We start from the raw sequence: 24,591 nt of genomic DNA on the forward strand, positions 1-24,591 counted from the left end.
TCCTGACTCCCGACTCCCCCCTCTCCATCACCTACAGTCCCGCCTACACCCTCGTTCCCACCTACGAATGCTTCAACCGCTGTACCTACTGCAACTTTCGCGTTGATCCCGGACAGGATGATTGGCTGACCCTGACCCAGGCAGAACAGTTACTGCAAGCCATTCGATCGCAGGGGGTGATTGAAATTCTCATTTTGAGTGGTGAGGTACATCCCCGCAGTGCCCGGCGATCGGCCTGGCTGGAGCGAATTTATGCCCTGGGCGAATTGGCGTTGCAGTTTGGATTTTTGCCCCATACCAATGTGGGCCCACTCCAGTATCAGGAAATGGCGCGATTACGGCAGGTGAATGTCTCTATGGGATTAATGCTGGAGCAAATGACTCCGGCCCTACTTAAAACTGTGCATCGAGCGGCACCCAGTAAAGATCCAGCCTGGCGACTCCAGCAGCTCCAGTGGGCGGGGGAACTGCGGATTCCCTTTACGACGGGGTTACTGCTGGGCATTGGTGAAACGGCAGCCGATTGGGTAGAGACACTGGAAACGATCGCCCAGGTGCATCAGCAGTGGGGGCATATTCAGGAGGTGATTTTGCAACCCCACAGTCCTGGCACCACCCAGTCCATGCAGGGAGAAGGATTTCCGATCGCCCAACTGGTTCAGGTCGTAACGATCGCCCGGCAAATCCTGCCGCCTGAGATCACGCTCCAAATCCCGCCTAACCTGATTCCCTCTGCATCACAACTGCTGGATTGTCTCACCGCTGGAGCCAGAGACTTAGGTGGAATTGGGCCCAAAGATGAAGTGAACCCAAACTACCCCCACCCCCACGATGCCGCATTAGCCTACACCCTCCAGCAAGGCGGCTGGCAACTGTGTCCTCGCTTACCCATCTACCCCCAATACGATGCCTGGCTCCCTGTATCCCTGCAAACTGCCGTTCACCAGTGGCGCGATCGGCTGCCGCGCTGAATCCTATAGCAGACTCGTCAGGTCGGTGCCTGCATCGTAGAGACTTTCCAGCTTCATCAGAATTTTGGGTTTTATGTTTTCCAATGCTCCCCGCAAATGTTCTTTACTGACGCTGGGATTGGGGTTGAGGGGAGAAATTTGGCCAATCATTGCCCACTCCTGTAGAAGTTTGCATTGGTTGGCAGCGATCGATGAAGTTTGCACCGTGAAGCAATGCCGGGGATTTTCCTGGGCAAAAAACAGGATGCGATACTGGCCAGCCTGCCCTAAAAGCCTCGCCATCTGTCGTCCCTGCGGGGATTTCATGTCCAAAAAGCAGGGCAGCCAGCGAGATTCATGTTCCCGGTTGTACAGCACTGTGAGCCACAGGGCCATGGGATGGGGAGTTTCCATGAACATGAACTGGTTGTAGCGCGTACAGCGCATCCGCTTTTGAATTTCCCGCATGGGCAACATCACCCAGAGGGTGGGAATGACACCTTCTGTACAGTTGAGGGGTTTGGGAAAGACAATCTCTGCGATCGGCATATTGCCGGGCCAGGTCGTTACCCGACAGGCTTCATCAGCGGAGAGAAGATTCGGATCCTGTAAGGTGGAAGGCGCAGGCATTCGGGATAGAGAAGCTCCAATGCGCTGGGCGATCTGACGGCCAGTGCCATAACGCTGCTCCAGGGGAGCCAGGGCACTGAGCACCTCAGCAATACTTTGGGGACGATCACCTGGGGACTTCGCCAAACAACTCATGACGATCGTTTCCAGATTCTTGGGCAGCTTCAGGCTGGAATTGACCGTATCAAACGATCGAGGCGGCTGAAAATGGTGGGCCTTGTACCAGCCTCCAAAGCTATGGGTATCCGCGTGGAGAGGCATTCGTCCCGTGAGCATCTGGAACATCATCACCCCCAGGCTGTAGATGTCAGAACGGGCATCTAATTCCTGTCCTTCCATTTGTTCCGGGGAAGAGTAGGCTAATGTGCCCATAAAGCAATTGGTCTGACTCGCTTCCGCCTGTAAAACTTTGGCAATACCAAAATCCAGAATCTTGATCAATTCCCCAAAACTTTCGCTTTGACTGACCAAAATGTTGCTGGGCTTGATATCTCGATGGACGATCGGGTAAATCTCTCCATCAATCTGAATTCCAGCATGGGCACACTGCAACCCCAGACAAATTTGCCGGGTGAAGTCCAGAAACCGCGGAATGGTCAAGGGTTGGCGGTTAATGACCTCACTGAGGTTTTCCCCCTTCAGGTGTTCCATCACGTAGAACGGAATCCCTTCTTCATTAACGCCATAATCCATCACCCGGACAATGTGAATGCTGCGCTGTCCCAGTTGGGCACAGGTTTTGGCTTCTCGCTCAAACCGCAACTTCATTTTGCCGTTCAGCAGCGTTTGAGACAGAAACTTCACTGCAACCAGCACCCCTCCCAGGGTGACATCATTCGCTTCATAGACACGCCCCATGGAGCCTTGTCCAAGGAGTTGAACAAGCTGATAGCGATTACTTAAAACACGACCAATGTTAGGGTCAGTCATCATTTCTCGACTCCCTAAGCCAGATAACCCATAACAGCAGGTTTACAAGGGTGAACAATTTGCCAGCCTAGCCTGGAGCGTACACTCAGAATCGATCGCTGAATCGTTCGCACAAATCTGGTCTAAGTGTAGTTCCAGAGTTACTTTCAGCCTCCAAAGGCATGGCACTCTTGAATCACAGCAAACACAATGGGCACTGATTCGATCGAATCTGACTCGGGCTTTCCAGTTGCGCTTTAGAAAATCACGCTCTGGAAAGACACGCTTTGGAAATTCCCACCTTGAAAGAGGGTTTTCCTTACGGTTCATTCTAACGATTTACTCCGCTCAGACGACCAGGACTGGTGTTGAGGTTGGGTAGATATCGACCCTGATGCAGTTTCGGTTCCTGAATAGAACACTACAAAACACTACAGCTTGAAAGTTTGTAACTCCTGACGGCTTCTATTAGTTTTTCCCTATTCAGGGATTCTTATCGGGAGAACAGTTATTCCCAGAATGCCCAAATTTTCCAGGTTTGCAACAACGGCGGTTTCCACATTTGCGATCGTGGTGTGGCTTAAGCGGCTATTGCCCTAAATAAGCTTCCAGCACCTGGGGGTTGCGCTGGATTTCGGTAGGGGTGCCGACGGCTAAATTCTGCCCCTCTGCCAATACCCAAACTCGATCGCACAGGGACATGATCACATCCATATTGTGTTCAATGATCAGAAACGTCAGGCCTTCCTGGTTCCACTGAGTAATGTGTTCACAAATCTGGTTCATTAAGGTGGGGTTAACGCCCGCTGCGGGTTCATCCAGCAAAACCAGCTTGGGACGCACCATCAAGGCTCTAGCAATTTCCAGGAGCTTGCGCTGCCCGCCCGATAGGGATCCAGCATAGGACTGAGCCATGTGGGACAGGCGAACCGACTCTAAAATTTCGCTGGCATACTCCCGCTGCTGCCGTTCCTGTCTCAGGGTTTGCCCTGGTCGAAACCAGACGTTCCAGAAGTTTTCTCCCGCTTGCTGCTGTGCTGCCAGCAACATATTCTCCATCACCGACAGCCGGGACAGAACTCGTGCCACCTGAAAGGTGCGAACCATCCCCTGCTGCGTAATTTGATGGGGTTGAAGATGGTGGATCGCCTGGCCAGCAAAGATCACTTCACCCCGATCGGGTCGAAGGAAGTTGGACAGCAGATTAAATAACGTGGTTTTTCCAGCCCCATTGGGGCCAATCAACCCCGTAATACTGCCCTGCGGCACGTCGATCGAAGCGCGATCCACTGCTCTGATTCCACCAAAGCTCTTAGATAGTTCCCGTGCCACCAGGATCTGTTGGGTTGAGGCAGGCGATTCTGCTTCAATCCTTTGTTCTATCGCTGCGGGTTCTAGTGCCTCAGTCCGTCGTTCATCGACCAAGGGTGAGTTCCTCCTTCTTGCCTAAAATACCCTGGGGCCGCCAGATCATCAAAACCATCAAAATTAGCCCAATCACCATAATCCGAAATGCACCCAGGCGAGAGTCTTCCAGGGGGACAATCTCTCGTAAGGCGAACCGGGTGATGGTGTCATATCCCCAAAAAATCGCCGAGCCGAGCAACGTCCCAGCATTACTGCCAGCCCCCCCCAGCACCACGATCGTCCAGGCGTTGAAGGTCACCAGGGGCTGAAAATTATCGGGAAAAACGGTCGTGAGTTGCCAGGCGTAGAGGGCCCCTGCAATTCCCGCGATCGCCCCTCCCAACATCAAGGATTGCAGCTTATACCAGAACACATTTTTACCCAGGGCCGACTTCCTCATCTTCTCAAATGGCCTTCAGGACACGGCCCCAGGGAGACTGCACCAGTCTTTCCAAAGCCCAGTAGATCAACGCCACCACCAGCACTGCAATAAACATTAACCCCGTTTTAGAAGGATTGCGATCGTACTGATAGAGGGCCCGGACTGCAAACTGAGCCAGCCAAACGCCTAAACCTGCCAGGAGCAGGTGGCAAACCAGGGTAAGTCCCGTAATCCAGGTGGACAGCCTGGGCATGACCGATCGGGCCAGCCAGACGTATAGCCCAATGAAGCCGATGGTTGCTCCCAACAGTCCCAATCCCAGTCCGACTGGCGGTAGCCCATTCGCTTGTTTGAGGGCACGCGCCGTTGTGCCAATCCCGTACATCAGTAAAGCCCCAGACCCAACGTAGAGCAAAGCGGCGATCGAACTTTTGAGCAGACTCTTTCCAGCGACAGCCCGAACTCTTTGCCTGAGCCATTGCCACCATTGCCAGTAGCCCAGCCCCAGCACACCCACCAGCACGACAATCATCCCCACCCGCACGGGCAGGGCAGGATTAAAGTTTGCCAGGGGCAGGGGGAACCGCTGAATGCCGAAGGTGCCGCGCGTCAGCCAGGTTTCGTTAACGGCCACCAACCGCAGCATTTCTGATACGCCGATCGTTACGATCGCCAGATAGTCGGTACGCAACCGCAGGGTCGAAAGCCCAATCAACAAGCCCATGACAGCCGCCACGATCGCACCGATGAGCACTGAAAGGAGGAGGGGAACCCCCTGAAGGCTGAGGAGCACGGTTGTATAAGCCCCCAGAGACATGAAGGCAACGTGCCCAAAGTTAATCAGCCCGGTGAAGCCCCATTGGAGATTCAGTCCCAGCCCAAAAACCGCAAAAACTGACGCGAAGATAATCAGGGAAACGACGTAACCTTGCATAGTTCATAGCGATAGGTTGTTTTGATTGTAAGCAGGCTCTGAACCAAAATTCTAGCTTTGCACAACGTTTCTTCGCACAATTTCTTCTTCGCACAATTTCTCTGCCCATCTCCCTGACCAGGCGGTTTATTGGCTGCGCATGAGTTCCTGAAAGGCTTCAGCATCTCGAACTGCGTCAAAGGCGGAGTCGGTTTGGGCCATGACCCGGTAAAGGTTGGGACTGAGCAGAATTGCCCGATGCAGGTTTTTGACCGTTAGCTCCAGATCATCCTGGGCCGCGTAGACACAGGACTTGCCATACCAGGCATTGGGATTGTCCGATCGATAGCGCAGGGATTTTTCAAAGCTGGCGATCGATTCCGGGTAGCGTTCCAGCTTGGTCAGCACCATGCCACGATAATTCCAGGCGTAGTAGCAACTGCGTTTCAGGGTGAGCGTAGTATCCAGGCAGGTGAGGGCATCGTCATAACGACGCAAAGAGGCCAACGCCACAGCCCGGCTATACCAGGCGCGATAATTGTCGGGTTTCAGCTCGATCGCCTTCTCGAAGCATTGGGACGCTTCTTTATAGCGATAAAGGTGCAGATAAGTGTGGCCCTGGTTGTACCAAATTTTGGGATTCGCCGCATCAAACTTGAGGGCCCGGTTAAAGCTGACGATCGCATCCTCATGTCGCCCTAGTTTTGCCAGAGCAATGCCCTTCCCATGCCAGGCCAGCGCAAATTTCGGCTTAACCCGAATGGCCTTTTCAAAACTATTCACCGCCTCTTCATAAAAGCCCAGTTCGTACAGGGCGAAACCGCGCTCACTCCAGGCTTCGTAATGATCCGGTTTAAGCTTAAGAAACCGATCAAAACGGGCAACGGCCCCTTCATAACGTCCAACTCGATAGAGGGCTTGACCTTGTTCGTACCAGGTTTGTAGCTTTTGATTTTGACTCATGGTGCTGGTGAGCCTGAGGTGATCCTGAATGGGTCTAAGAAACTGTAGGTGCAAGGAAACCGTAGATGCAAGTCAGATGCAAGATACCAGGCAGTGGAAACCGTAATTTCCGTACCCTGGTTGAAATACTCATTTCTTTGTTTGAGAAATGTAAAGTCGCAGAACGCCCTGATGGATTGACTCAGTATGCCCAGATTTAGGGACTGAAGTGAAATTTGCTGCATCTCGATCGTCGGCTCATCCCTTTGAACTCGGTGGATTGATTCGATCGCAAGGTGAATTTTCCGAATTTATCACTGATCCCCCTTGCGCTCAACTTGTCTTTCGTGGCTAAAATAGAAGACGAAGCTCACTACAGCGTTGGTGACTGCCAATAACGTTTTATGATCTATGTTGTTTCTATAAGGGAATCACTGAATGCTTGGCGGCAGTAGGCCGAGCTTGTACTCGGAAACTTAAAGCCAAGAAGGCGATACCCACCTGGAGTATTCCAGGTCAGAAACTGAGGTAAGACGGCGCTGCGGTGGGCTTTCAATTTAAACAAACCCCAAAGGGTAAGAACTGGGAAGGTTTAAGACCGTCGGCTAGTAAGGTTGCTTACAGCCTTTTGGTTTCCAGGTTCTATCCTTTATTTTTTTGCCTGATGATTTTTTGCCTGATGATTCTATTCGCAATCCTGCCCTTCCCCTACCTGCGGCTATGCGGCTGATTCAGCTTTTATTCAGCTTCTCTAACAGCGGTGCAGCTCCCAAGAGAGTCCGGGTATAAGGGTGTTGTGGCTTGGTAAATAGTTGTTCCGTTTCCCCTAGTTCGACGATTTTGCCCGCATTCATCACTGCAATGCGATCGCACAAAAATCGGGCTACCCACAGGTCATGGGTAATAAACAGGTAGGTCAGATCAAACTCCCGCTTCAGTTCCAGCATCAAGTCCAGCACCTGAGCCTGAACGCTGGCATCCAGCATACTGACCGGTTCATCGCAGACCAGCAGTTTAGGACGAGTAATCAATGCCCGGGCGATCGCCACCCGTTGCTGTTGGCCACCCGACAATTCCTTGGGATAGCGATGGTAGAACGCCTCCGATGGAGTCAATCCCACCCGCTCCAGCATTTCCTTTGCCTGAGCCTCAGCCCCTCCAGCATCCGCAAGCTGATGGATGAGTAATGGGTCGGCAATACTTTCCCCCACCGTCATCATGGGGTTCAAGCAGGCATGGGGATCTTGAAACACCATCTGCATCTGTCGTCGCTGCTGCCGCACAGCCTGCCGGGAGAGCTGCGTTAAGTCCTGTCCTAAAAACTCCACCCGGCCCTGAGTGGGACGAATCAACTGCAACACCGTGCGAGACAGGGTACTCTTGCCGCAACCCGACTCTCCCACTAATCCCAAAATTTCCCCTGGATAGAGTTCCAGCGATACCCCATCCACTGCCCTGATGGTGGTATCCGGACTCCGCGCCAGCAACCGCGCCACAAAATTTTGCTCCAGGCTGTAATGCTGATACAGATTATCGATTTTCAGGAGAGGCGATTTAACCAGAGAAACACCAGCCAACACCCCATCCGGCTCCCGACTCCCAACTCCTCCCTCCTCTCTCCTCTCTCCTCCCTCCTCTCTCCTCTCTCCTCTCTCCTCTCTCCTCTCTCCCTTCCCCCCCGCCTGCAAATGCAGCGCCGATCGCAACAAAGACTGCGTATACTCGTGCTGAGGCTGGGTCAGAACCGACTGAACCGTTCCCATTTCCACCATCTTGCCCTGGTACATCACCGCAATCCGATCGCAGTATTCCCCGACCATCGCTAAATCGTGGGAAATCAGCATCAATCCCATTTGCCGCTCCTGGCACAGGCGAGTCAGTTCATCCAAAATTTGGGCAGACACCGTCACATCCAGACTAGTCGTCGGTTCATCCGCCACAATCAGCTTTGGATCAAGCAGCAGGGCCAGCGCAATCGCCACCCGTTGCCGCATTCCGCCGCTAAACTCATGGGGATACTGCGCCCAACGATTCGCCGGAATTTTCACCGCTTCTAGAGTCTGAATCGCCTGTTCCCTGGCCTGCGATCGAGAAAGCTGAGGCTGATGGGCCCGCAGGGTTTCCAGGCAATGTTCCCCGATGGACATCAGGGGGTTCAGCCGCGTCATTGGATCTTGAAACACCAGCGCGACCGCTTCTCCGCGAAACCGTCTGAGTGCCTGCGGTGACAAGTCAAACACCGACTTTCCCTGAAACCAGACCTGCCCCTCAATATGAGTTGAAGCAGGCAGCAACCGCATCGCGGCTCGTCCCAGGGTAGACTTACCACAGCCCGACTCTCCTACCAACCCCAACCGTTCCCCCGCATTCAAGGTCAGGGACACTTGATCTACCGCCCATTCCTCTGCTGGAGATTGACCACCCTTGCCCCAGCGTTGAGGGTAGGCGACTCGGAGGTTTTCAATGTGAAAAAGGGGCTTGGTCATAGGTGCTGAGGGCTGAGGGTGTTACCGCAGAAGGCAGGATCGTCGAGTGGACACTGCCCACAAGTTTAGTCGATCGCAGGTGCGATTTCTGTTTCAGTCCTCACTTCCAATTCGCCGCAACAACTCCCGAACTGCTGATGCATCCTCGGCGGCGGGCATTTGATGCAGATAATTTTCCAGATCTTGACTGGCTTCTGTCCAGCGTCCGGTCTGGTAATAGAGCAACCCTCGATCGCGCTGTTCCATCGGGGCATTGGGGAACAGAAGCAAAATCCGTTCAATCACGCTCAACGTCCGGCGGAGATCTCCCTTTTGAATATAGATCGCCTTCAGATTCATCAAAATTCGGGATAGGAAGTGACGGGCATCAACGGCCTGCAAGAACTCTGGACGCAGGGCAACGGGATGACCGTAAATCTGGCTCAGGCGTTCCTGACAATCTTCCGTGAACATGACTTCGCCCTGGTGAAAGGCATCCACAAAAACCTGCATATCACCTACGGTAGGACGAATCAGGAAATGACCTGGCATCCCAATTCCTACCATCGGGAAGTCGATGCGTCGGGTGATTTCTAAATAAATTAATGACAGGGTAATGGGAATTCCCAAACGCCGATCGATCACCTGGTTTAGATAACTGTTGGAGGGATCGTAATATCCATCGGTATTGCCGCGAAATTTCAGGTCTTCAAACAAATACTGGTTGACAATTTGAATGACGCGAAGCGGATACCGTTCAAAAGGTAACCGTTCTTCAACTTCAACGGCCATCATGTCCAGGGCGTTGAGGTATTCTTCAGGGTCAAGATCGGGGTATTCTTCCTGGCGAAATACAGGGCGGCACGGGCTAAACTAATCTGCTCCTCGGGTTGACGGATTTCCTGATAGAACCGCTGTCTTGCTAGGGGAAAATCCATAGAAATTTAAGGGGCTTCCTTCAAACGATTCAGCAACCAATCTAGTCTAGCCTTAGCGAGTTCCAGGTTGCTGATAACCTGCGGATTTGGATCCTCATCTTCATCCAAATTACTATTTTTGCTGTAGCCTAACCGACTGACGGTATCCCGCAGGCGATCGGACAGGAAGACGGCCACGGCATGGTAAAAGTGAGCTGCAAACTCAATATCCTGGGAGAGTTTGGCGTTCAGCTTCAAACGAGGAATTTTCCAAACGGCAGAATCCGTGACGGCTTTCACCGTGGCCGAGGGGCGGCGCGAGTCCACGAACGACATTTCGCCAATCACTTCACCACTGCCCAGTTCAGCGATCGTCTCTCCGCCAAATGCTTCGACACAGACTTCCAATCTGCCGTCCAGCACAATGTATAGCGCATCCGTTGGCTCCCCCTCCCGAATCAAGGGAGTGCCAGCAGACACGGACATCCTTTTCCCTTCCCGCAGCAGCCACTCAAAGTCTCGATCGCTGAGCTGAGCCAGCAGATACAACGCTTTTTTCATCACCCATTAATCCCTGTAATCTAATCCCTGTAATCATTCCCCGACCCATACTGCCACGCCTCCAACCATCGATCGATGTAATACCTCTGAACCGGCGAGAGACTTTGGGAGAGGGGCTTAATAACGGTTTGCCCGATCGGATGTAGCCCTGCGTACAGTCCCAGATTGCCGAAATGAAGCATCCATTCTAGCAGAGCCGGAAGTCCTACCTGCGGGATGACCTGAAGGCCCAGCAGCGGCTGAGAAATTGCAACCTGCGCCAGGGTTTGCAAAAGGGCTGGAAACTGCACCACATCCTGGAGAAAGGGCTTCAGCACTGGGTCGCCCAGTTGGTTCATTTCCTGAAATACTCCCGATAGCAGCGTGTTGATTTGCTCTGGAGGAACAGATTGCCCCACCCGCACACTCATAGCCTGCTGAAACAACCAGGTCACGGTCAGGCTGGGCTGATAGGGCTGCAACAAGGACAGAGCCTGACGATCGAGGCGATCGGTTTCTAATGCAGCATGGATCCCCGTCGTCAGCCGCTTGAGATGACGAATCATGGCTCCAAACCCCCCAAAACTTAAGGGAGACTGGCTGCCACTGCTGTCCCCGATCGGCAGAATTCGATTCCACCTGGAGCGCAGGGGACTTTGGCGATAGCAGGGAAAGAAGCCAAACAGCGCACGTTTGATGTCCAGGTCTGCGAGTTCAACCTGCTGATACTCTGGCAACAGCCGCCAATAATCATCGAACAAATTCTCCAGGCTAGGGCGATCGGGGTGGGCATCAACATAGGTGAATAAATAGGTTGTGCGGCCATCGCGGGCGGGAAAGGCTTCCCAAAAGGATTGGCGATACTCCTGGGTGGGAGTGAAGGAGTAGAACAGATCGCCGGTATCATTGGCGGGAAATCCCGTGGCGCAGGTTCCCACAACCATACAGACTGCATCTGGCGGTTTTCCCTGACGGGCCTGGCGGGAAATGGGAGAGAAGTGACCCATTGCATCCAGCAGCAGGCGAGTGGTGAGGGGGGAGTGGGAAGGCGTGGAGGTGGGGAGGCTGATGCCGTTGGAATGGACGATCGCCCGTTCAAAGGCAGTCTGTTCCAGGAGGGTTCCGTCTGCGCTGAGGAATTTGGCTTTAAGGGTGTCCAGCAGGAAGACCGGGTCTACGCCAATGTTGAGAACATCTTCGACCCACAGTTCAACGCCTTTGTGAAACCCAATGCGAGCGGGGTTGTATTCCGTGGCGATCGCCTGCTCCAGTTCAGATGGAGTGAGTAAATCCAGCTCCACTAGGGTTTGTAGCTCATGCCGCGAAATATTCCATTCCTGATCCCGTCCGCGCAGGGTTCCCCGTTCAATCACTGCCACCCGCCATCCCTGTTGCGCCAGGGCTGCACCCAGCATAATTCCCAGCGTACCGCCGCAGATGATCACATCCCAATCGGCCTGCTCCAGTGGGTCTGAACAGGTTTGAACTACGTCAGGAACGGATAGGGACTGCTCTCGATAAGCACGCCAGAGGGCATCGGCACGACGCAATCCTTCCAGGGGATTACCTGGAAGCGCGGAGAGAAGGGATTCGGTTTGGCTCATGGTCATTTAGCGCAGGACAACGGCAGATAGGTGTTATCTCCGATCGTAAAACGAATTTTTCCCCTGGGGCTTAACCAATTATCCAGAAGCCGTTATTGCGCCAGTATTGTTCCTGCAAAGCACTGGCAAGATGATCATTTGAGATCAGCGATCGTTCGATCAACACTTCACCCAAGCGACACTGCATGGAAGCCTGTCGCTCAAGGGCCTGATTTAACTGTTCTTGCGAAATTAACTTTTTCTTGACGAGGAGTTCGCCGAGTTTCATAACCGTCTCCCTTTCAATTAAGTAGCACCAAAGAAACACACGTGGAACAATGCACCATAATCTAGATACAGCGCGCTTGCAGCAAATTCCGTGATATTTGGGAAAAACTGATTGGCTTGAACGCCATCCGACGATTCCAGAGCGAATTCCCGATTATTGGATAGCGATTACTTCGGCAATTCAATAGGCGGCAGGATAGTTTAGATCGCATCGCCAATCTACTCAAACAACGATCGCCCATGAGAACGTGAACAGGATGATTTTAGGATTGCAAATTGGATAACCTGCGCGATCGATTTACACGGTAAAATAGGCGAGCAAGATGCCCACCCCAACCCGGTAGGGGCACACTGCTGTGTGCCCTTACATCTGTGTGCCCTTACATCATGCCCCTACATCTGTGCGCCCTGGCTTAGGAACGCGGATTAAATAAAATCGAAAATTTGATCTCCAGAAGGGGCGCACAGCAGTGCGCCCGTACAGAAAAAATCGGAGTTATTTAATTTGCGTCCCTTAGAGGGTCATCGATCGCACGTAGATTCGCATGATTTCACCTGGTTCTTTGATTGTCGCCTGCTGGATTTGCGAGAAGGGTAGGGGTCTTGACCAGTCCTCGACTCGGCAAAAGTCGCACTGGTACAGACGAGCGATCGTGATTTCCACATCATCGGGTTGACCGATCATCAGGATTTTTACCGATCGTCGGGCAGGGGAAATCAGCCGATCGCCACTGGGGGGCTGACCGAATCGTTTGTCAGACATGATTTGTGAATCTCCTTGTGTTCCAGGGTTTGAAGAAACCCTAGAGACTAGCCCTCGTTCAGACAGGGCAAGCGGCAGACATCGGGTGTTATCATACACCCTAGCCTGGACTAGCCTCGATAGTCTGGGTTAGGAGATCGAGCGTTTTGCTTGGGCGCGGACGCTTGACCTCCGCTAGAGAATTCGCCTCTAGGTAGAGTCGCTATCTCCCAGGTCAGGACAACCCAAAAGACAGCTATAGCTGATGAGCGTACCATCAATCGATCGGGCAAATCAAGTCAAAATCGCTACTAAAACCGGAATCGATAGCACCCTGGTCTGAACGCAGTCCGTCCCTGGACAACGCCCCATTGCTGTGCCAAATCTCAACTTGCCAGTTCTCCCACCCAGTCTGCGACCGCTTCCCAGCCTAAGCCCTGGCGTACCACCACGGGTTCATTCTCAGTTAAATCCAGAATGGTTGAGACTTTGTACTGCACCGGAGATTGATCATCAATGATCAAATCCACTAGCTTGTCCAGGCGATCGAACAATTCTGCCTGGGAGAGTCGCATTTCCTCAGCATTATCAATGGTGGTGGCAGACGTTGAAATAATTGGATTCCCCAACGCTTCCAGCAGAGATTGACAAATGGCGTGGTCAGGCACTCGGATCCCCGTTGTTTTGCGTTTGGGATTCAGCACCAGACGGGGCACTAGCTTGCTCGCTGGCAGCAAAAAAGTGTAGGGGCTGGGATTAAGTGCTTGATGAGCCGATAGGACAAATCGCTAACCTGAGCGTACTCAGAAATATTGGACAATGATGAACAGAGAAATGTGAGCGGTTTATCATTTGACAATTGCTTAATTTGGCGGACTCGCTCCACTGCCGACTTAACATTGAGATCGCAGCCGATCGCATAAACCGTATCCGTTGGATATAGCATAACGGCCCCATTCCGCAGGGCATCTCGAATTTTCTCAACCCGACGAGTTTGGGGTGTTTCTGGGTGAAGCTTGTAGACAACGGCCATATATAACTGTTTCCTTTAAAGTCACACATGATACGAGCAGGAAAAATGACAAAGGTAGCATATCTGGAATGTCCGACGGGAATTGCTGGGGATATGTGTTTAGGCGCACTCGTTCACGCCGGGGTGCCAGTGGACTACCTGGCTCAGATGTTAAATCATCTGGGAATTGGTCATGAATATAACCTGTGGGCAGAGTCGGTACTGCGCAACGGTCAACAAGCGACAAAGATTCATGTCGATCTGCTCAGCCAGTGTTCTGATCCACAGGAAAATCATCCGTCCTCAGAGAAGCTGGTTCACTTCTCCGATCCTAATCGATCAGGGGAGCATGATTCCGCCCAGCAGTCTGATCACCCCCATTCCCACAATCACGACCATCCTCACGATCACCCCCATCCCCACGATCACGACCATCTTCACAACCACGACCATCTTCACAACCACGATCGCCCTCACTCCCACGATCACGACTATCCCCATCCCCACGATCACAATCATCCCACCCACTCCCCCACTCGCCACCTACCCGAAATTGAATCCCTGATCCAATCTGCCCACCTACCCGAACGGGCCGCAGCCTGGAGTCTAGCCATTTTTCGGCAACTGGCCGCCGCCGAGGGAGCAGTACACGGCATTTCACCCCAGGAAGTCCATTTCCATGAAGTCGGTGCAACCGATGCGATCGTCGATATTGTCGGCACCTGTTTAGGGTTAGATTGGTTGAACATTGAGCAGATCTACTGTTCGGCCTTGCCGACTGGTGGTGGAATGATTCGGACCGCCCACGGACTACTTCCCGTTCCAGCCCCCGCAGTCCTGAAACTCTGGGAAATGCGGCAAATTCCCCTCTACAGCAATGGGATTCAGCGCGAACTCGTGACTCCTACGGGGGCAGCGATCGTCACGACCCTGTCCACCCACTTTGGACCTCCTCCTGCCATGACCCTGCAACGGGTTGGGCTAGGGGCGGGATCGCGTAACCTGGAAATCCCCAACATCCTGCGCCTGTGGATCGGCGATCAGCAATCCGGTTCAACCCTGCAAAAACCGGGATCAGCCCACCAGACACACTTCCATACGACAGAAACCTCACTCCCCACTCCCCACTCCCCACTCCCCACTCCCCACCAAACGATCTCCATTCTCGAAACCCAAATCGACGATCTCAGCCCCCAGGCAATCGGCTATCTTTACGACCCTCTGTTTGCTGCCGGAGCGTTAGATGTATTCACGCAGGCGATCGGCATGAAAAAATCTCGGCTTGGGGTTTTATTGACGGTCATTTGTCTGCCCGAACAGGTGGATGCCTGTGAAGCAGTGATTTTCAGAGAAACGACGACGCTTGGAATTCGCCGCTCCATGCAGCAGCGATCGGTTTTACCCCGCACCTTTCAAACCGTTGAAACGCCCTATGGAGCAGTGCGGATTAAAGTGACCGATCGGGGCACCCAAAGCATCACCAATGGTCATCCGGAATACGAAGACTGTGCCCGTCTGGCGCGTCAAGCCCAGGTTGCCTGGCAGGAAGTGCATCGCCTGGCCCTACAGTGCTGGTATCAGACTATTGAAATGAAGACTGACGCATGGAAGACAGAAACGATCGACCCTTGACCTGCTTACAAAGCCTGAGTTCTGTCCCACTATGATTCCAATGAACTTGATCAAAAATCTGGTGCAAAATGTATAGACCGCGACCGCACTCTCCGATATCGTTAATGTCCTGGCTATGGGCATCTAAATCGCCAGCGCAAGAGCATCCAGGGGAAAACCCAGCCCCCTGATCGGAGATAATCCACCAGTATTGATCGTTCAGTACAAAAAACTCAACCAGCACCTTTTTCGCCGGATCCAGGTTGTTGCCATGCTTCGCTGCATTGACCAACGCTTCCTGAAGCCCTAACCGTAAATCATCACGACACCCATCTGGAACCTCTGCCAGCAGGAGATCCAACACCGGACATAAATGCAACGTAGAGGCAAAACTTATCGTGCCCCATTTGCGACCCGATGGACGCAGTGAGATAGCAATCACTCAGACAACCTCAAAGCTTTCAAGCACATAAACTCTATTCCTTAAGGAGTACGTTCATTAGTAGTAGATCCAAGAAATCAGTATGTTGACTTACACTTACTGAACCCATAGCCCTACTGTAGGGTTCGCAGTCATATCGCCGATAGGAGTCGGAACTTCAGAATATTAGCCAGTTGCGAATGTTTGTTTGTGCTGCAAATAACCTAAGGTAAATCATTCACTTGTGAAATTTAGATTCATGCCTTAAGTTTGATGTTTATGGGCTTAATCCATCATAACATACGACTTGAGATGCCCCGTTGCACAGTCCCACGCGCCCTCAGAATTGACCGGACTTTGAATTGACTAACGGGTTGATTGGACTGAGTTGATTCGGCGGGTCAACCGATGAACTCCCCCGAAGGAGTGAAGATTTTTGATGGGACGAAGGTACGAGCAACTCCTGCATGCAGGGTTAACGTTAGCCTAATATCAAGCTTTTATGAAGTGCTCAAACCCTTTATGCATACGCAGAATATGGCTTTCTACCAAATTGCTTGAAGTTCCGTAGTTTATCGTTCTATGCCCTAAGCCACGATGTAATTTTTCGGTGAACTGTCCGTAGAAGTACTAGCCTTCAGGGGTGGAAAAATGCCACTCTATAGAAACCGAAGGGTGCTCTCAGTGATCGTTCTGACAGTGACTTTATCAGTGCCCCAGGAGAGCCATGTTTTACTTTATACGTGTTTTCCTTAGTTATATGGATTTTGCTAGAGGTTTTGATGCCAGTCCCATCTGATTTCCGGGATCACAAGCAATCGAACAGGTCAACTTCAGGTTCACAAACCCACCCACTGATACCTAATCCAAGAAACGTTACGGATATAAGGGGAGAAAGGCTCCAGATGAGAAAGGTTAAGCTTCTAAACGTGTCTGTTGATAACTTATCGATGGCAGAACTGCTGGCGAATCTGAAGCAGGGAGTCATTTTCACGCCAAATGTCGATCACCTGGTCAAGCTACAATCCGACCGGGAGTTTTTTGAAGCTTATAACTCTGCGGACTATCGAACCTGCGACAGCAAAGTCTTGTTTTACGCTGCTCGCTTAGTTGGTTGTCCATTCAAAGAAAAAATTTCAGGCTCAGATTTATTTCCTGCCTTCTGCGATTACCACAAAGACAACGAAGAAATCAAAATCTTCTTGCTGGGTGCGAAGGAGGGGGTCGCTGCAAAAGCTCAGGAAAACATTAATGCCAGGGTGGGTCGAGAGCTGGTGGTCGGTGTGCATTCTCCTTCCTTTGGGTTTGAGAAGCATGAAGATGAGTGTCAGCAGATTATTGACCTGGTTAATCAGTCAGGGGCCAATGTGCTGGCGATCGGAGTGGGTGCGCCGAAGCAGGAAAAATTCATCCACAAGTATCGCCACCAGTTCAAGCACATCAAAATCTTCATGGCGGTGGGTGCAACGATCGATTTTGAAGCTGGAAACGTCAACCGTGCCCCCAAGTGGATCAGCGAAATGGGTATGGAGTGGCTGTATCGGTTGGTATCAGAACCTCGCAGACTTTGGAAGCGTTATCTGATGGAAGGCCCAACCTTCTTCTGGTTCCTGCTCATGCAAATGTTAAAGCTGTACCGTGACCCGTTTGAAGTGGTAGAGCAAACTAGCGATTCTGAGTACAAAACAGCCGGTTAGTCGATACATCATCCGATTCTGGTCGTTTCAACGGTTCGCTACCTACCCCATTTCATCCCCTTAAATTTAATCATTCACGTTTTGTGGTTCCAATCCTGGCGATCGTTTTGCGTCAGGATTGTTTAGTTTTGCCTACATGATCATTTCCTGCTCATGAATCAGGCAATTTCTGGGAAGTATAGGATTATCTGCTCAAAGCAGTTCAAAAGAGTTCAATCTTTGAATTCTACCCAAACTTGCTAAAATATCATCCGCTTCTCCCAGCCACAGCGTTCCCTTCCATGTCAATTCAAAAAATTCCTTTAGACACGCTCAAAAAGGTTAGACAATATATTCAAGTCACTCTGTCATTATCTGAAGCAGAGCAACAACCTAAAAATTGGGCTGAACTCAATGAAGACAACGAACCCCCGGAACCTGAATCTTTAGATGCCCTGAGTGGCATTTTCACGTTTGGTGGGCTTTCTGAAGAAGATCTTTCGGACTCAACCTCACGGGATTGCTGGTTCATCAGTACAGTCAATCCAGCGAACGCATTACTGAAACTTCCTGGTCTTTCCCTGAAGCCAACCCTTCGCCTGGTTAGCTATCTTTATCGGGCAGGGGAGGATGGAATGGGGCTGGTGTTTGCCGTTCCCGAAGCCTCCAGCACAATGGCCGTTCTGGAAAAACCGCTGCAACACTGTAAAGATATTACTCAGCTGCCCCAACCCGACCACGCTCTCCCTCAGTTCATGGATGCGATCGCTGGCGATCGATCGCCCCTCTCCTTTGCGATTGCTTCGGTGTTTCGCCGGGAACTTCAGGAATTTGGGCCCTGGGAAAGCGATGTCAATGGCACCATCATCGATTTATGGATGCGCTCCCCCCGCAGTCTCCCTGTCAATGGCGGGTTGAGCCACCGCCTAAGGATTTTTCGGTAAAGGTCAAGGTTTTACCAACAGGGCAAGCTGCGGTCGAATTTTTTACTTACCGCCTGGGCAATCCGATCGTAGTTTATCGGCATCTTGATCAGTATCCCCCCCAACAATATCAACCCAGCAGCATCGACAAACCAATTGGACTGATCAAACGTTAGGACATACCGTCGGTTCATCCTATCCCTGCAATAAAATAACCGATCCCTCTCAATGAGATTAATCCGAGAGGCGATCGGCTGGATGAAATGCTAGTAACTAGCCCTAAGCCTAGCTCTTGTTCAGGAAAGCTTGAGCCTGTCTTAGCGCAATTTGACCGATGTTGTAGATTGCCCAGCTACCTGCCAGGATTACAGGCAATAGCACCACCAAGAGTCTCCAGTCCATAGGTTGTAGATCCTCCTAATAAAGATTTATGAATGGCTCTCATCTTTACTACCATTTTGCAGTGATTTGGGCGAATTTACCAGAGCTAATCTAAAGGAATATTACAGAACCCCTGCTGATCTGCCCTGCGTCCGATCGATCGCCGACTGCCATAGGAAACGGACATCGGCTGAATCCCGCTTCCAGGGCTGCTGTCAGATTGAAAACGATTAAGCTCCATTATTGAGCTGAACCGTTATTCGCTGACTGTGGGGCAACATGGAGAACCATACCTTCACGGGCTAATCGGACATTGGAAAAACTGGACTGTACTTCTGCTTCCACCTGATCCAAAAAATCATCGTCGTGGGCAGGATCATGATGAAATAAGACGATTTGCTGAACATTGGCAGCGATCGCCACTTCCACTCCGGCATACCAGGCCGCGGGTTGTCCATCTGCCAGTTCGGGACTCAGGCTATAGAAAGCATGATCCGCGTAGGCTGCATCGTAAATAAGCAAATCGGCTTGATGGGCCAGATAAAGCAACCCCTGATCGAGCTGTTCGGGAATGTGTTCGGTGTCCGTGGCGTAGACCACCGATCGCCCATTCCAGGTAATCCGATACCCCAACGCTCGATTCGGACGATTGAGGGAAATGGTTTCAATTACCACATCATCTAAGGTAATGACTGAACCGGGTGAAATGTCATGAAATTGTAAGTTCGATCGCATCACCTGGAGTGGAATGGGAAAATTGGGGCGCAGCATCTGATCGCAGAGACGTTGCTTAATTGATGCCCCATTTTGTCCCACAGGCCCATGAATATGAAACGTATTACCTTCCACGAATGCAGGCAGGAAAAATGGAAACCCCTGAATCCGATCCCAGTGGGTATGCGTGAAGAACAGGTGGGCATCCAGGGGCAACTCCTCCATCAAGTGCTTACCCAGCACCCGTAGCCCTGTCCCGCCATCAAAAATGAGTAATTTTCCAGCGACTTTAATTTCAACGCAGGCCGTATTGCCGCCATAGCGAACCGTTTCTAGCCCAGGCGTAGGGATACTACCCCGAACGCCCCAAAATCGCACCGTAAACTCGTGGGCTGACTGAGTTGGAGTGTCATCACTGGCACTAGCAGAAGAGTAATTTGCAGAGGAGTCAAAGCCTGACATTGTGGTGGATTAAACCCTTTCTTAGCTGATTATTTGAAGTTGCATCAGTAGGACTGAGTGGACTTGGGGCAATTCAGGCAGATCTGAAACTGAGGGCTTAGACGATAACAATAAAACATACTCTATAAGTTATGCTTCCCGAATCACCGAACAGATCATCAATTTTCCTCCAGACATCTGCTATAGCTATCCTCCGTAGGATTTGAACGGGGTGCAGGGGTAAAACCCTGGCGTGGGGGCGTTGCCCCTACCCCCTTGTTCACAAACAATTTGTGAACGCTATATTCGTGAGGATATCGGCTGATTCAAACCAAAAGGAGCAATCTTTGGGTAAGCTTCTATTCAATCATACAAATAGGGGTGAACAGCGGTTCACCCCTAAGAATCTGCAAATATGAAATGGTAAAGGCTGGGCTAAGAGCGGTTACTTTTTCGCCGCAGCAATGCAGGTGTCCACTAAGGCAGCCACTTCATCAACATCTTTCCAACCCAGAATTTCAGTGACTTTTTTCTCCAGGTTTTTGTAGGATCTGAAGAATTCGGCAATTTCCTCTAAGCGGTGCGGTGCAATGTCTTTAATGGATTTCACTTCAACAAAGCGAGGGTCTTTATCTGGCACACAGAGAATTTTCTCATCCCGATCGCCGCCATCCACCATTTCCAGCATTCCAATCGGTCGGGCTGGAATCACACAGCCAGGGAAGGTGGGTTGATCAATCAGCACCATACCGTCTAGTGGATCACCGTCATCTGCCAGGGTGTTGGGCACAAAGCCATAGTCGTAGGGATATTGCACTGAAGAGTAAAGCACCCGATCGAGGGCAAAGGCGTTCAAGTCTTTGTCAAACTCATACTTGTTTTTGCTGCCTGCCGGAATTTCAATCAAAACATTCAGCACACCCGGCTTGGGCTGGGGTGGAATCAGTGTTAAGTCCACAGCGTTTCTCCAAATTGACAGAACCAGGATACAGCCAAAATCGATCGCATTGGCAAAACTGGCGATCGTCATAAATGGCTGTTCTCCCGAATAGCATTGTAGGAGAGTTCGGAACCCATCACAGTAAGGTTCTAGTCAAGTTTTTTGCAACGGGCTATCTTCAGCAACGGCATTCAGGCTCGGCATCCAGGGTAAGTCGGTGATGCCTGGGTCGTAGCCCATCTGTGACAGGAGGGTCGTCAATTGCCCTCGGTGATGGGTCTGGTGGTTGAACATATGGGTGACGAGCAGCCAGGTGGGTAAAATTCGCGTTTTGCCATACACATTGCTGTGATAGGTGAAGGTTCGGCTCAACCACTCTGGCGTTAATGCCTCTGCCCATTCTAAAATTTCTCGATCGGTGATCTCCCGCTGTAGCCGCAATTCCTCAAAGTCAGCATACAAATCCTCACCCATTTTCCGGTAATAGGGTTGTCCCACAAAGCGGCCCATCCAGGCTCGATCGCCATACAGCAGGTGATTCAACGTGCCATGAATTGACTTGAAAAACGCTCCGCGATCGGCTTTGCGCAACTCATCGGGAATTTCTGCACAGAGGGCGTAGAGCTTCTGATTCATCCAATGGTTGTATGTGGCCATTGTGGTGTAGGGGGTGAGGTTGGGCATGGAAGGGGAGTGGGGAATCGGGAGTGGGGAATGGGGAGTGGGGAGTGGGGAGTGGGTGAGAATTATGGTTCAGGATTACGGGCTTCACCCAGCTTCGTAAACAGCACTCTAACGGTAGTATCGCTGCTCGATCCAGATACGGACTTCCTGTTCGGATGCGAAGGTCGCAGTCAGGTGAGTATCAGGATCGTAAACCTGAAAATAGGTGTTGCCGTGACGATCGCGTTTACGACGAATGCTGGGTTCGGGCGTTTTACTGAAGCTATCCAGCAGGAAATTCCAGAGGCGATCGAGGTTTAAGCGAGTGCCTTGTGGGTGGGGAGTAGGTTGGGGAACGGACTGAGGGTGGGCAACCCATGATTCCAATTCTTGCGAATTCACTAAAACGTAGTTGGGGTCTGAGTTGTAGGTTTTCATGGGTCTATCTCTTTGTGGAAGTCAGGAGTGGGTTTTTAGCTTTGAATGCTGGTGGGGCGGGCATTTTGCTTCCCCTTTAAAAGAAGTGGAACTGAAATTTGAGAAAAGTGAGCCTTGGCTTGAGAAGTGATGTCCTTACTGTATGAGTCGCCTCAGGAAGATTCAAAAACAGGGGCAGATATGTTTTATGAAAAAAATTGATAGAAGGTGGAGGCGAATGAACCCATTGTGAGACAGAAACTATAAACAAAACAGAGACAATTAATGTGAATTGTTACGGTTACAGTTTTGGTTTTGAGAACTGTTATGCTTTGTTTGAGGGGAAACTGTGTTCTTTGAGGGAAGGAGGGAAGGAGGGAAGGAGGGAAGAAGAGGGGGATCGGGAAAAATCCAAGATTCAAAACCAGAATCCAAAACCAACATCCAAAACCAACATCCAATGAATCTCAACGTTGATAATTTCCAGGACAAAACACTGTACGAGCAAGTGGCCGATCGCATTCAAAGGCTGATCGCTGAAGGAACGTTGCAGGTGGGCGATCGGTTGCCATCTGTGCGCCGATTACACAAGCAGCTATCGGTGAGCATTTCTACAGTGCTGGAGGCTTATCGGCTCCTGGAAGATCAGGGCTTGATTGAGGCGCGGCCCCAGTCTGGGTATTTTGTGAAACGAGCTTCCCTGATTCATCTGGAAGAACCGCAGGACTCAACACAACCGCAACAACAGGCTCCGATCGAAGTGTCGCTCGCATTCCGGGTGAGTAATCATATGCGCCATAGCGATCGGGTGAATCTGGGAGCGGCGGTTCCAGGGACTGAACTGTTGCCGATCGCCACGCTGAATCGGTTAATGGGGCAGGTGATTCGAGCGAATGCGGATGATGTTCATGCCTATCAAGCCTCTAAGGGGTGTGAGCCTTTGCGCCATGAAGCTGCAAAACGTTTGATGGATGCGGGGTGCTCAGTGACTCCGGGCGAAATTGTGGTGACAAATGGTACGACGGAAGCATTACACCTTTCTCTGCGCGCCGTCACTTGTCCAGGGGATACGGTAGCGATCGAATCTCCAACGTATTACGGTTTATTAGAGGCTCTGGAATCGCTTCACCTGAAAGCTCTAGAAATTCCAACTCACCCTAAGGAAGGGATTTGCTTAGAGAACCTGGAAGCAGCGTTGCAGGCGCGGAAAGTCACGGCTTGTGCCCTGGTGTCAAATTTCAGTAATCCCTTAGGAAGCTGTATGGGCGATCGTAAAAAGCAGCAGCTTGTAGAGTTACTGAACCGCTACGAATTGCCCCTGGTAGAAGATGACATCTATGGTGAATTACAGTTTGAAGGCTCGCGTCCTAAAGCAATTAAAGCGTTTGATACGGAAGGTCGCGTCCTGTACTGTACCTCCGTTAGTAAGACCCTTTCCCCTGGACTACGGGTGGGTTGGGCAGTTGCCGGACGTTATCAGGTCAAAGTGGAACAACTGAAGATGTCACTCAACTGGATGACCTCTGTTGCGTCCCAACTCACAGTAGCCGCATTCCTCAGTAACGGGGGATTCGATCGTCACCTGCGTCATCTGCGCCGCGCTTACCAATCCCAACTGCATCGCACCAGTCAAGCCATCTGTGAATGGTTTCCGGCTGAAACCAGAGTTTCGCGCCCAGAGGGAGGGTATGTACTGTGGTTAGAGATGCCACCTTCCTTCGATGCAATGGAGCTTTACGAAGAAGCTAGCCAGCACAACATCAGCATTGCTCCAGGCATCATGTTTTCGCCCTCAGGTAGCTACCAAAACTGCTTTCGGCTCAATTGCGGCATTCCCTGGTCAGAAGAGGTGCATCAAGCGATCCAGAAATTAGGGTACTTATCCAAGCGGCAGTTAGCGGCGAGGATGCTGGGGATGGAAGACTCCAGAATAGTCTAGGTATAAAATATAACAAGAAATAGAGTGAGATAAGTTTGTTGAACTGCTTGTTTTAAGTTACTGGATGCCAGAATCTGGGAACTCTGTGGAGACAGCTACAGAGATGTTCATCTACCTAGGAAAATTTATGGCAAGTGTTAATTTAAACAAGTGGGTTGTCAGTGGTAATTTGGCTGCGGACGTTGAGACTAAGACAGTTACGCTCCGAAGTGGAGAAGAGGCTGAGGTGGCAAGTGGTACTCTGTATGTCCAGAGAGGCCGAAATCGGGAAGAGTCTTTTACGGTCTCTTTGAGTATCTGGCAGAAGTCCAACGCTTGGCGGCTTTTGCCTTACTTGAAAAGGGGGTCTCTCATCATTTGTACGGGTAATGTAGATGTGAATCCCTTTATTTCCAAAAACGGCAATGTGCCCAGAGCTGGATTAGAAATGACTGTGCTAGACATTGATCTTGTGAGTGTTCGTAACAGCGAATCTTCAGTTTCAAACTCCGCTTCAGGTGCAGAACCCGTTTTAGACACTCCTACAGCCTCGGAAGACAAATTGTTGGTTGCAGCCTTCCCAACGGAATTTTGAGGAGGCAATGAAATAGAAAATGCAAACTGCATAACCTGAAGTTCTTGTGGGGTGGGTAGCGTTTCGACTGAGCTTTCGACCTGAGCTCAAGCCGAAGGGCTCAAGCCGAAGTTTTGCCCGCCCAGCTAAATTCTAAGTTTGACAGCCTGTCTTTTGACAGAAGTTTCCCTATCCTTCAACATTATGAGCACTGATTGTATAGGGTCATCGA

The 24,591-nt window shown here is 51.2% G+C and carries 21 protein-coding genes, 1 other RNA gene and 3 pseudogenes; 7 read left to right on the plus strand and 18 right to left on the minus strand.

Annotation, left to right across the window (positions count from 1 at the left end; all coding sequences use genetic code 11):
* Nucleotides 1-2: 2 nt before the first annotated feature.
* Nucleotides 3-971, plus strand: coding sequence for a 7,8-didemethyl-8-hydroxy-5-deazariboflavin synthase subunit CofG (cofG, locus tag ACM1PF_RS22805; RefSeq protein ID WP_416676761.1), 969 nt, complete (start codon nt 3-5; stop codon nt 969-971).
* A 3-nt stretch (nt 972-974) separates the two neighbouring features.
* On the opposite strand, the gene ACM1PF_RS22810 is transcribed toward cofG, so the two are convergent.
* The 4 genes and pseudogenes from ACM1PF_RS22810 to ACM1PF_RS22825 form a co-directional block, all read right to left on the minus strand.
* Nucleotides 975-2,513, minus strand: coding sequence for a serine/threonine protein kinase (locus ACM1PF_RS22810; RefSeq protein WP_416667259.1), 1,539 nt, complete (start codon nt 2,511-2,513; stop codon nt 975-977).
* A 564-nt stretch (nt 2,514-3,077) separates the two neighbouring features.
* On the minus strand, nt 3,078-3,860 hold the full coding sequence (locus ACM1PF_RS22815; protein WP_416676763.1) for an ABC transporter ATP-binding protein: 783 nt from the start codon (nt 3,858-3,860) through the stop codon (nt 3,078-3,080).
* A gap of 43 nt (nt 3,861-3,903) precedes the next feature.
* Nucleotides 3,904-5,212: pseudogene (locus ACM1PF_RS22820) on the minus strand (branched-chain amino acid ABC transporter permease).
* Nucleotides 5,213-5,338: 126 nt separating this feature from the next.
* On the minus strand, nt 5,339-6,154 hold the full coding sequence (locus ACM1PF_RS22825; RefSeq protein WP_416667262.1) for a tetratricopeptide repeat protein: 816 nt from the start codon (nt 6,152-6,154) through the stop codon (nt 5,339-5,341).
* Nucleotides 6,155-6,500: 346 nt separating this feature from the next.
* Between ACM1PF_RS22825 and ssrS the strand changes: the two genes are divergently transcribed.
* Nucleotides 6,501-6,685: non-coding RNA, 6S RNA (ssrS, locus tag ACM1PF_RS22830), on the plus strand.
* A 179-nt stretch (nt 6,686-6,864) separates the two neighbouring features.
* Here the strand turns inward: ssrS and ACM1PF_RS22835 are convergent.
* The 7 genes and pseudogenes from ACM1PF_RS22835 to ACM1PF_RS22865 form a co-directional block, all read right to left on the minus strand.
* Entirely contained in the window at nt 6,865-8,619 is a 1,755-nt protein-coding gene (locus tag ACM1PF_RS22835) for a dipeptide ABC transporter ATP-binding protein (protein WP_416667265.1), read from the minus strand.
* 93 nt (nt 8,620-8,712) lie between these two features.
* Nucleotides 8,713-9,536 (minus strand): annotated as a pseudogene (locus ACM1PF_RS22840) (SirB1 family protein).
* A gap of 6 nt (nt 9,537-9,542) precedes the next feature.
* Entirely contained in the window at nt 9,543-10,076 is a 534-nt protein-coding gene (locus ACM1PF_RS22845) for a cyclic nucleotide-binding domain-containing protein (protein WP_416667267.1), read from the minus strand.
* A gap of 20 nt (nt 10,077-10,096) precedes the next feature.
* The gene (locus ACM1PF_RS22850; RefSeq protein WP_416667270.1) at nt 10,097-11,659 is read right to left on the minus strand and encodes an FAD-dependent oxidoreductase; all 1,563 of its coding nucleotides are present in this window, start codon (nt 11,657-11,659) and stop codon (nt 10,097-10,099) included.
* Between the two features lie 70 nt (nt 11,660-11,729).
* Nucleotides 11,730-11,927: a hypothetical protein gene (locus ACM1PF_RS22855; protein ID WP_416667273.1), complete on the minus strand. Its 198-nt coding sequence runs from the start codon at nt 11,925-11,927 to the stop codon at nt 11,730-11,732.
* Nucleotides 11,928-12,440: 513 nt separating this feature from the next.
* The gene (locus tag ACM1PF_RS22860; RefSeq protein WP_416667276.1) at nt 12,441-12,689 is read right to left on the minus strand and encodes a hypothetical protein; all 249 of its coding nucleotides are present in this window, start codon (nt 12,687-12,689) and stop codon (nt 12,441-12,443) included.
* A gap of 365 nt (nt 12,690-13,054) precedes the next feature.
* A pseudogene (locus tag ACM1PF_RS22865) lies at nt 13,055-13,701 on the minus strand (L-threonylcarbamoyladenylate synthase).
* 45 nt (nt 13,702-13,746) lie between these two features.
* Between ACM1PF_RS22865 and larC the strand changes: the two are divergent.
* Nucleotides 13,747-15,312, plus strand: coding sequence for a nickel pincer cofactor biosynthesis protein LarC (gene larC / locus ACM1PF_RS22870; protein WP_416667278.1), 1,566 nt, complete (start codon nt 13,747-13,749; stop codon nt 15,310-15,312).
* Here the strand turns inward: larC and ACM1PF_RS22875 are convergent.
* On the minus strand, nt 15,263-15,733 hold the full coding sequence (locus ACM1PF_RS22875) for an ATP-binding protein (RefSeq protein WP_416667280.1): 471 nt from the start codon (nt 15,731-15,733) through the stop codon (nt 15,263-15,265). The genes larC and ACM1PF_RS22875 overlap by 50 nt on opposite strands.
* A gap of 884 nt (nt 15,734-16,617) precedes the next feature.
* Between ACM1PF_RS22875 and ACM1PF_RS22880 the strand changes: the two genes are divergently transcribed.
* Nucleotides 16,618-17,409: a WecB/TagA/CpsF family glycosyltransferase gene (locus ACM1PF_RS22880; protein ID WP_416667283.1), complete on the plus strand. Its 792-nt coding sequence runs from the start codon at nt 16,618-16,620 to the stop codon at nt 17,407-17,409.
* A gap of 281 nt (nt 17,410-17,690) precedes the next feature.
* Entirely contained in the window at nt 17,691-18,332 is a 642-nt protein-coding gene (locus ACM1PF_RS22885; protein ID WP_416667286.1) for a hypothetical protein, read from the plus strand.
* A gap of 264 nt (nt 18,333-18,596) precedes the next feature.
* Here the strand turns inward: ACM1PF_RS22885 and ACM1PF_RS22890 are convergent, their stop codons facing one another.
* The 6 genes from ACM1PF_RS22890 to ACM1PF_RS22915 all read right to left on the minus strand — a co-directional run bounded on the left by ACM1PF_RS22890 (nt 18,597) and on the right by ACM1PF_RS22915 (nt 21,888).
* Nucleotides 18,597-18,713, minus strand: coding sequence for a photosystem II protein Y (locus ACM1PF_RS22890; protein ID WP_416667289.1), 117 nt, complete (start codon nt 18,711-18,713; stop codon nt 18,597-18,599).
* Between the two features lie 85 nt (nt 18,714-18,798).
* Nucleotides 18,799-18,933, minus strand: a complete 135-nt coding sequence (locus ACM1PF_RS22895; RefSeq protein ID WP_416667292.1) for a hypothetical protein — start codon at nt 18,931-18,933, stop codon at nt 18,799-18,801.
* Entirely contained in the window at nt 18,933-19,868 is a 936-nt protein-coding gene (locus ACM1PF_RS22900; RefSeq protein ID WP_416667294.1) for an MBL fold metallo-hydrolase, read from the minus strand. Before ACM1PF_RS22900 ends, ACM1PF_RS22895 begins: the two co-directional genes overlap by 1 nt.
* A 424-nt stretch (nt 19,869-20,292) precedes the next feature.
* Nucleotides 20,293-20,805, minus strand: coding sequence for an inorganic diphosphatase (locus ACM1PF_RS22905; protein WP_416676765.1), 513 nt, complete (start codon nt 20,803-20,805; stop codon nt 20,293-20,295).
* Nucleotides 20,806-20,940: 135 nt separating this feature from the next.
* Nucleotides 20,941-21,471: a DinB family protein gene (locus ACM1PF_RS22910; RefSeq protein WP_416667297.1), complete on the minus strand. Its 531-nt coding sequence runs from the start codon at nt 21,469-21,471 to the stop codon at nt 20,941-20,943.
* Nucleotides 21,472-21,579: 108 nt separating this feature from the next.
* On the minus strand, nt 21,580-21,888 hold the full coding sequence (locus tag ACM1PF_RS22915) for a hypothetical protein (protein WP_416667300.1): 309 nt from the start codon (nt 21,886-21,888) through the stop codon (nt 21,580-21,582).
* 439 nt (nt 21,889-22,327) lie between these two features.
* Here ACM1PF_RS22915 and ACM1PF_RS22920 point away from each other — a divergent pair, with 439 nt between their 5' ends.
* Nucleotides 22,328-23,806: an aminotransferase-like domain-containing protein gene (locus ACM1PF_RS22920; protein WP_416667303.1), complete on the plus strand. Its 1,479-nt coding sequence runs from the start codon at nt 22,328-22,330 to the stop codon at nt 23,804-23,806.
* 127 nt (nt 23,807-23,933) lie between these two features.
* Entirely contained in the window at nt 23,934-24,380 is a 447-nt protein-coding gene (locus ACM1PF_RS22925; RefSeq protein WP_416667305.1) for a single-stranded DNA-binding protein, read from the plus strand.
* The last annotated feature ends 211 nt before the right edge of the window (nt 24,381-24,591 follow it).

Origin of the sequence: Egbenema bharatensis FJBBOT/2019, from assembly GCF_048077055.1 — a bacterium.
Lineage (GTDB): Bacteria > Cyanobacteriota > Cyanobacteriia > Elainellales > Elainellaceae > Egbenema > Egbenema bharatensis.